Origin of the sequence: Dysgonomonas sp. Shenzhen-Wh21 (assembly GCF_043392705.1) — a bacterium.
In the GTDB taxonomy this organism is placed as follows: Bacteria; Bacteroidota; Bacteroidia; order Bacteroidales; family Dysgonomonadaceae; genus Dysgonomonas.
This window is the reverse complement of the sequence record NZ_JAIXHZ010000084.1, coordinates 1-9118: the sequence shown is the minus strand read 5'-3', so window position 1 is coordinate 9118 and position 9118 is coordinate 1. Positions and strand designations below refer to the sequence as shown.

The 9118-nt window shown below is 38.7% G+C and carries 7 protein-coding genes; 5 read left to right on the top strand and 2 right to left on the bottom strand.

Annotation, left to right across the window (positions count from 1 at the left end):
- A partial coding sequence (rsmI, locus tag LDB17_RS05815) for a 16S rRNA (cytidine(1402)-2'-O)-methyltransferase (protein ID WP_393924929.1) occupies positions 1 to 615 on the bottom strand: 615 nt, incomplete at its 3' end.
- A 124-nt stretch (positions 616 to 739) separates the two neighbouring features.
- Positions 740 to 1471: an HAD family phosphatase gene (locus LDB17_RS05810; RefSeq protein WP_252638875.1), complete on the bottom strand. Its 732-nt coding sequence runs from the start codon at positions 1469 to 1471 to the stop codon at positions 740 to 742.
- A gap of 326 nt (positions 1472 to 1797) precedes the next feature.
- On the opposite strand from LDB17_RS05810, the gene LDB17_RS05805 reads away from it, so the two are divergent.
- From LDB17_RS05805 to LDB17_RS05785, 5 genes are all read left to right on the top strand, one after another.
- Positions 1798 to 3288 (top strand): 2-isopropylmalate synthase, encoded by a 1491-nt coding sequence (locus tag LDB17_RS05805; protein ID WP_006842998.1) that lies wholly within the window; start codon positions 1798 to 1800, stop codon positions 3286 to 3288.
- A gap of 26 nt (positions 3289 to 3314) precedes the next feature.
- Positions 3315 to 4427 carry an acyltransferase gene (locus tag LDB17_RS05800; RefSeq protein ID WP_252638877.1) on the top strand — a complete coding sequence of 371 codons (1113 nt, stop codon included), beginning with the start codon at positions 3315 to 3317 and terminating at the stop codon, positions 4425 to 4427.
- 358 nt (positions 4428 to 4785) lie between these two features.
- Positions 4786 to 6180 carry a 3-isopropylmalate dehydratase large subunit gene (leuC, locus tag LDB17_RS05795; protein ID WP_252638878.1) on the top strand — a complete coding sequence of 465 codons (1395 nt, stop codon included), beginning with the start codon at positions 4786 to 4788 and terminating at the stop codon, positions 6178 to 6180.
- 171 nt (positions 6181 to 6351) lie between these two features.
- Positions 6352 to 6942 carry a 3-isopropylmalate dehydratase small subunit gene (gene leuD / locus LDB17_RS05790; RefSeq protein ID WP_252638880.1) on the top strand — a complete coding sequence of 197 codons (591 nt, stop codon included), beginning with the start codon at positions 6352 to 6354 and terminating at the stop codon, positions 6940 to 6942.
- 100 nt (positions 6943 to 7042) lie between these two features.
- Positions 7043 to 9118, top strand: a 2076-nt coding sequence (locus LDB17_RS05785) for a glycoside hydrolase family 127 protein (protein WP_393924928.1), incomplete at its 3' end; no start/stop codon positions are given.

Genomic DNA, 9118 nt, shown 5'->3' with positions numbered 1-9118 from the left:
GTGTAATATTAAGTCTTTGAGGCTGCCTCTTAAGACTTCTTCATATCTTTTGGAGATTTCGCGACACGTTGCCACATATCGTTCTTCCCCCATATATTCTGCTAATTGTGTTAACGTTTTTAATATCCTATGCGGAGATTCGTATAATACAATAGTTCTTGTTTCCTCAGCCAATACCTTCAAGCGGGTCATTCTCCCTTTTTTCTGAGGTAAAAAGCCCTCGAAACAGAATCTGTCGCAAGGAATGCCCGATGCTACAAGAGCCGGAACAAAAGCCGTTGCTCCCGGCAAACACTCTATATCAATACCCGCAGCAACACATTCTCTGACAATCAGAAATCCCGGATCAGAAATTCCCGGAGTGCCGGCGTCTGATACCAGTGCCATATCTTCACCTGTATTTATACGTTCTACGATATGAGCCACAGCCTTGTGTTCATTAAACTTGTGATACGATTGCATTTTGTTTTGTATCTCGAAATGTTTCAGCAGAATACCTGTTGTTCGGGTATCCTCAGCCAGTATAAGAGACACTTCTTTTAATAGTCTGACTGCCCTGAAAGTCATATCTTCTAAATTACCTACTGGGGTAGGTATAACATATAATTTACCCATTTCCTTTCCTACTGTATACAATACATATCGACTCACAAAGATAGAAAAAAAATGAACCGCTAATTAAAAAACGTAAATAATGTCATTTTGTTGTATTATCAGCTCTTTTGTCCCCTTATTTCTTTTATGATTTTATTAATTTGTATAACTCATCCCATTTTTCATATAAGGCTTTCATCGATGGCAGTACGATGTTTGCACCTGCATCGGCTAATATTTTGTCAGGCATCGGACCTGTGTTTATAGCAATCGTAAAGATGCCTGCGGCAACCGCCGCTTCTACTCCTCTAGGTGCATTTTCTACAACAATCGCTTCGTTTGGCTTCAGATGTCCGGCTTTCTCCAGTCCCATCAGGTAAGGTTCAGGGTGTGGCTTGCCATGTTTCACATCAAAGGCTGTTACCATTCGTTCTTTCTTAAATAATCCCGGAAAATTATGTTCCAATTTATCTATCAGAGTTGGTTGCCCCGATCCTGTTACCACGGCACAGGTCAAACCCTCGTCATGTACTTTTTTAACGAAGTCGTAAGCGTATGGAATCAGGCTTCCGTCATTGTATTCCGAAAACAGCTCGGTCTTACGCTTATATATTGCATTTACTTCTTTGTCGTTAGCTTCTCTTCCTTTTTCCCGTTTCATCAGGTGATTTATAGTATGGCTACCCACCATCCCTTCATATAAGTAGAATTCTTCGGGCGTACTTGGTATATCAAATTCGTCCATTGTTTCTTTCCACGATTTGGCATGCCATTTCATCGAGTCGTACAGAACTCCGTCCATATCGAAAAGTACGGCTTTGAGATCAAATTCTGAATAATTATGTTTGCTTAGATATTCGTTAAAAGTGGTGATCATGATTTTATTTAGTAAAATATGTGCAAAGATACGTTTTATCGATTTAATTACCTATAATGTGTAAATGTCATAACAAAATCAAAAAATAAAACTTTTTATTTGTTTTTCTGAAAAAATAAAATAACTTTGTCAGCCAATAAAGTAAATATTGAATATGAATTTACATAGTATTATTATTAGTTCACTCATTCTGCTCTGGAGAAATTTAGAGTGAGCATTGCTATGTAGTATAAACGATAAAGAAAAAACTAGAGCCTTTCTCACTGTAAAGTAGATGAGAAAGGCTTTTTTTATGTAGAATAATCAGGATTTAATTAAAAACAGTTATGGACAAGTTATTTATTTTTGACACCACATTGAGAGACGGAGAGCAAGTTCCGGGTTGCCAGTTGAACACAATCGAGAAAATTGAAGTAGCCAAAGCCCTCGAAATGCTCGGTGTTGATGTAATCGAAGCTGGTTTTCCTGTTTCCAGTCCTGTAGATTTCAACTCGGTGGTTGAAATATCCAAGGCTGTTACTTGGCCTACAATCTGTGCTCTTACACGTGCTGTGGAAAAAGATATAGAAGTAGCTGCCGAAGCCTTAAAGTATGCCAAGAAAAAACGTATACATACAGGTATTGGAACTTCGGAATATCATATTAAACATAAATTTAATTCAACACAAGACGAAATTATAGAAAGGGCTGCTGCTGCTGTCAAATATGCGAAGCGTTTTGTGGAAGACGTTGAATTTTATGCCGAAGATGCAGGGCGTACCGACAATGCTTATCTTGCACGTGTGGTACAAGCCGTAATTAATGCCGGAGCTACTGTTGTAAACATTCCCGATACTACAGGGTACTGTTTGCCCACGGAGTATGGCGCTAAGATAAAATATCTGATTGATCATGTGGATATGAAGAATGCTATTCTTTCTACACACTGTCATCAAGACTTGGGTATGGCTACGGCAAACTCTATAATGGGTGTCTTAAATGGAGCTCGTCAGGTGGAAGTGACAATAAACGGTATTGGTGAGCGTGCAGGTAACACATCTTTGGAAGAGGTTGTTATGGCTATTCATAGTCATAAAGAATTGAAAATTGAGACAAATATCAATACTCAAAAAATATATCCAACCAGTCGCTTGGTTTCTAATCTGATGAATATGCCTGTTCAGCCAAACAAGGCTGTGGTAGGGCGTAATGCCTTTGCTCACTCATCGGGTATTCATCAGGATGGAGTTCTGAAACATCTTTCTACTTATGAAATTATCGACCCTAAAGACGTCGGTATTGATGATAACGCCATCGTTTTAACTGCCAGAAGCGGACGTGCCGCATTGAAAAATAGACTAAATTTGCTTGGTATAGAAGTCGATGATGATACATTAGCAGAATATTATCAACGTTTTCTTGATTTGGCAGATAGGAAGAAAGATATTACCGATGAGGATATTCTGATCTTAGCCGGTAGAGAAACAGATAAAATGCATCGTATCAAGTTGGATTATCTACAGGTGATCTCAGGACTAGGAATACGCAATGTGGCGAATGTAGGACTTGATATTGCCGGCGAAAAATTTGAGGCCTCGGCTTCCGGTAATGGGCCAGTAGATGCTGCCATAAAAGCGATCAAGCAAATCATACGACGTCAGATGGTTATTGAAGAATTTCTGATTCAGGCGATAAACAGAGGTAGCGATGATATCGGAAAAGTACATATGCAGGTAGAGCACGAAGGAGTAAATTACTACGGCTTTTCGGCAAATACTGATATTGTAACTGCTTCGGCGGAGGCGTTTATAAATGCAGTAAACAAATTTGTAAAATAAAAAAGACACAGACAACGTAAAAATAGATGGAGCCCCAAAAATACCAATATATAGACAGCTTGAGAGGAATAGCGATTCTTTTGGTTGTGCTTGTTCATGTTGGTATAGTTTTGGATAACATGATCGACTATTTTCCAAAAGATAGTTTGTTGTTGTCGATAATTGGGAATGGAGCATATGGTGTACAACTTTTCCTTATTGTAAGTGCATATACATTGACTATGTCGCATTACAATAGGCTGGATGAGCCACACAAAAACCGGAATTTCTTTATTCGTCGTTTTTTTAGGATAGCACCTATGTATTATATAGCTATTATTTATTTTACATTGGATAAGTACTTGCAATTCAATTTTGTAAATCCCGATTTTTCGGCAATACCAATTCGGTCTGTGTTGAGTAACATTTTCTTTACCAATGCGCTTATTCCTGAGCATACCAATAATTATGTGCCTGGAGGGTGGTCGGTATCGGTGGAGTTCCTGTTTTACTTTATGTTACCGTTTATATGCAGTAAAGTAAAAACAGTAAATGCTGCTCTACTATTGTTCCTGTCTACTTTGACATTAGCGTTGATTATTGATCCTTTCATCAAGGCGAATACAATATATCCATATTTCCATGAGTATAATTTTTTTGTTCAACTGCCGGTATTCCCATTAGGGATATTAGCTTATTTCTTTTTGAATAGAGAACAACATGAAATAAAACCTTTTACATGGGTGTACCTCATCGGAATGATGATCGTATTTTGTTATATCTCAGTTCCGAAGCATATTATGTTTAGTCTTGTGTTTGTATTATTACTCATTATTCAGGCTAAATATAGCTTCAAGCTGTTTTCTAATCGCTTTCTGGCAGAGGTCGGAAAAGTAAGTTTCAGCATGTATCTTTTGCATTTTGCCGTTGTGTATCTTTTTAATAGATTTGGTTTTTACCGAATTATAGAGGTTACTGATTTTACAACATCGCTTCTTAATTTTCTATTGATGTATATTGTTGTTGCGGGGGTGGCTTTTGCCATATCCAGTATAACATATAGGATAATTGAAGTGCCGGGGCAAAATTTAGGTAAGAGACTAATTAAAAAATTGTCTTTGGATCCTATTTCTCATACTAAAGCAGTAAATGGAAACTAAAAAATATGAATATATTGACAGCCTTCGCGGAATAGCTATATTGATGGTTATTCTGGTTCATATTCCTTTTCAGAAGGGGGGCGTTCCATTATGTCGTAAATTTACTTCTAACGAATACTTCCGTCGACCAAGGACATTGTCTTATTTAGTTCTAATAATTTTTATCTATTGTTATATTGCTATAAATTATGGCTTTTTAGATAGATCTGCAACATTTTACTTTATATTAGCATATTTGTGTATATTCACATCGGGCTATATATGCTCGGTCTTTACTCATAAATTTATTGAAGTTCCGGGACAAAACTTGGGACGAAAAATTATTCAAAAGTTGAATCAACAAAAATAAACTTGAAAAATGAAAACTCTATTCGACAAAATCTGGGATGCACATGTGGTTTCATCCGTTGAAAATGGCCCCACACAATTGTATATAGATCGCCATTTTTGTCATGAGGTTACAAGTCCTCAGGCATTTAATGGACTTAGGGCGAGGGGGCTGAAAGTCTACCGTCCCGAAAAAACAACGATAACGGCCGACCATAATACGCCGACTATCAATCAGGATCAGCCTGTAAAAGATCCGATTTCGAGAAATCAGTTGGATACATTGTCTAAAAATGCACAAGATTTTGGAATTCAGTTGTTTTATCCTTTGGGACATCAAAAAAATGGGGTAGTACACATTATAGGGCCGGAAAACGGATTTACTCAACCCGGAATGACTATTGTTTGTGGGGATAGCCATACTTCTACACATGGTGCTTTTGGTGCTATTGCTTTTGGCATTGGTACCAGTGAGGTGGAAATGGTTTTGGCTACGCAGTGTATTCTTCAGACACGTCCGAAGACAATGCGCATCACATTCAACGGAAAATTGGGTGAAGGTGTTTCAGCTAAAGATTTAGCTCTATATATGATCTCTAAGTTGACTACCGGCGGTGCTACCGGCTACTTCGTAGAATATGCGGGTGAGGCTATTCGCAACATGTCTATGGAAGAGCGCATGACACTATGTAATCTAAGTATCGAGATGGGTGCTCGTGGAGGCTTGGTTGCTCCCGATGAGACAACTTTCTCTTATGTGAAAGGTCGTGAATTTGCACCTAAAGGAGAAGAGTGGTATAAGGCATTAGCATATTGGAAAACATTAAAGACTGACGAAGGTGCTAAATTTGATAAAGAGTTGACATTCGATGCCGCAGATATCAAGCCGATGATTACTTACGGAACTAATCCGGGTATGGGTATGGGTATTGATGAATCGATCCCTACATTGGACGAAATAGATGAGGCGGGACGTATCTCTTTCCAGAAGTCTATGGACTATATGGGCTTCAAACCCGGAGAAAAGGTAGAAGGAAAATCAATAGATTATGTATTTCTAGGTAGTTGTACCAATGGACGTATCGAAGATTTCCGTGTGTTTGCAAACTTTGTAAAAGGAAAGAAAAAGGCTGATAATGTAATCGCTTGGTTAGTTCCGGGAAGCTGGAAAGTAGAGCAACAGATCAAGGATGAAGGACTGTATGATATTCTTAAGGAGGCTGGCTTTGAACTTCGCCAACCGGGTTGTTCGGCATGTCTTGCGATGAACGATGATAAGGTTCCTGCCGGCAAATATGCAGTGTCTACGTCAAATCGTAACTTTGAAGGGCGTCAGGGTCCTGGAGCTCGTACTATTCTTGCCGGTCCGCTTGTGGCTGCTGCCGCTGCTGTGACAGGAAAGATTACAGATCCTAGAAATCTTTAATAAGACTAATTTTCTAATATGCCAATATGTAAATATTCAGTATCCTATTGAAACCAAATTATTAGAAGATATAAAAATCTTACAAAAGATAATTAACAAAATAATAAACACCGCCAAATCGAGATAATTGACATATCGGCACATTATCTTATTGGCACATTGATTTATATTATGGAAAAATTTCAAACACTTACATCAACATACGTTCCACTTCCTATTGAGAATGTGGATACAGACCAAATTATACCGGCTCGCTTTTTGAAGGCGACAGATAAAGAAGGTTTTGGTGATAATCTTTTTGCCGATTGGCGTTACAATAAAGACGGAAGTCCCAAAGTCGATTTTGTGCTCAACAACCCTACATATAGCGGAGAGATACTTGTTGCCGGAAAGAATTTCGGTAGCGGTTCCAGTCGCGAGCATGCAGCGTGGGCTGTTGCCGGATATGGATTCAAAGCTGTTGTTTCAAGCTTCTTTGCTGATATTTTTAGAAACAATTCACTAAACAACGGAGTACTTCCTGTTGTGGTTACACCTGAGTTTCTTTCCGAAATATTTGCTTGTGTAAATGCTGATCCAAAAGCCACATTGACAATCAATCTGGAAAAACAAACCATAACAAACAATGTAACGGGGAAAACAGAAAGTTTTGAAATCAACCCTTACAAGAAAGAATGTCTATTGAAGGGACTTGATGATATCGACTATCTGTTATCCAAAAAAGAATTGACAGAAAAGTACGAAACGGAACGCCCTTTGTAATTTTATAAAAATGTAGTAAGCAGCTATCTGCGATTAGATTATGTCTGTCATCATTGTTGAAAAGCTAGATCGTTCTGAATAAGAAGAGATATATCCCCAAATGAAAAAAGGTATTTATATATTCATTTTTATTATGGCTTCTGTGAATATTTATTCTCAGAATATCTTAACTCCTGTATCGTTTGAGCAAGTGACTCTTACCGATAATTTCTGGAACAATAGAATGAGGATCCAAAAAGAAGTATTGGTTCCTGTGGCATTCGAACGGACAGAAATTGCCGTAGAAGATCTTCGACGCACAGCGAATTATCTGAAAGGGATCGAAGGGCCTTTACCATCTGATAGCAGATTCAGCACTTCCGACTTGTTTAAGGTTATCGAAGGTGCGGCCTATCTGTTAAAGATGGAGCGTGATCCAAAATTAGAAAAGCAGATAGACGATATCGCAGATATTATAGCTCAGGCTCAACAACCTGACGGCTATTTGTACCCTCCTCATATTACAGGGGCTTATAAGACTGCGCCATTGTGGGGTGGGGCAGGAATGGGCGATAAGCCTTATTCGTGGGTAGTACACAGCCATGAATTGTATAACATGGGGCATCTTTACGAGGCTGCGGCTGCATACTATCAGGCTACAGGTAAAAGAAATCTGCTGGATATTGCGACTAAGAGTGCTAAGCATATAAATAAAGTGTTCTTTGAAGGGGATCCGAATTACAATGGTGGTAAGCCTGTAAATCAAGCTACCGGACATGAAGAAATAGAAATCGCATTGGTGAAGCTTTATCGTGTGACAGGAGATCCGCTATATCTCAATATGGCGAAAAAGTTTATCGATATACGAGGTGTAACCTATGTGCCCGATGGTAAAGGAACCATGTCGCCCGAATATGCACAGCAGCATGCGCCTGTACGTAAGCAGGATAAAGCAGTAGGACATGCCGTTCGTGCGGTTTATCTTTATTCGGGTATGTCTGATGTAGGTACATTGACGGGGGATACTACTCTTTCGCCTGCTTTGGATAAGATATGGGGCAATATTGTGGACACACGGATGCATATCACAGGTGGGCTGGGAGCTATACATGGCATTGAAGGCTTTGGCCCTGAATATGACTTGCCAAATAAGGAAGCATATAATGAAACGTGTGCCGCTGTAGGCAATGTATTCTTTAACCATCGTATGTTCCTTCTCGAAAAGGATGCGAAATACATGGATGTTGCCGAAGTATCACTCTTGAACAATGTTTTAGCGGGAGTAAATCTTGAGGGAAACAAGTTTTTCTATGTTAATCCTCTTGCCTCCGATGGTACAGTCGATCGTTCATATTGGTTTGGAACTGCTTGTTGTCCGACAAATTTAGCGAGGCTTATTCCTCAAATTTCAGGTTTGATGTATGCGCATACCGATAATGAAATTTATTGTTCTTTCTACACCGGAAGTAAAGTAGATTTTGCTCTTACATCTGGAAAAGTGGCACTAGAGCAAAAAACGAATTATCCGTTCGATGAAAGTATCATATTAACTGTAAACCCCGAAAAGAATGATCAGACATTTTCAATAAAAATGCGAATTCCTACGTGGGTCGGTTCTCTGTTTGTCCCGGGTAAATTGTATCGCTATGTTGATAATAATTCGAAAGCGTGGGAACTATATATAAACGATAAGAAGATCGGAAATTTATCTTTTAAAAAAGGTGAAGTTTCTCTTGATAAAGGTTTTGTCTCTATCTCCAGAAAATGGAAGAAAGGGGATAAAGTAGAGCTTAAACTACCTATGCCTGTTCGTTTTTCTCATGCTATAAACGAAGTGAAAGCAGACAATGACAGGGTAGCTATCTCTAGAGGTCCGTTAGTATATTGTGCAGAGGGTATTGATAATACTGAAGATGTGAACAGGTATTATCTGACTAAAGTTTCAACAGATGCTAAGGTACAGAGAGATGATACCGGAATATTGAAGGGGATAGACCTTATAAAAAATGTTTCGGCGGATTATATAGATGTAAAAGGGAATGTTCATCAGGCTTCACTCAATCTTATTCCATATTATGCATGGAATAATCGAGGAGTTTCGACAATGAATATTTGGTTTGCTGAGAATGAAAAGAAAGTGCGTGAAAGCGTCGCTATTCTTCCTGTAGCAAACCAAATATTCATTGTCGAAACTCCT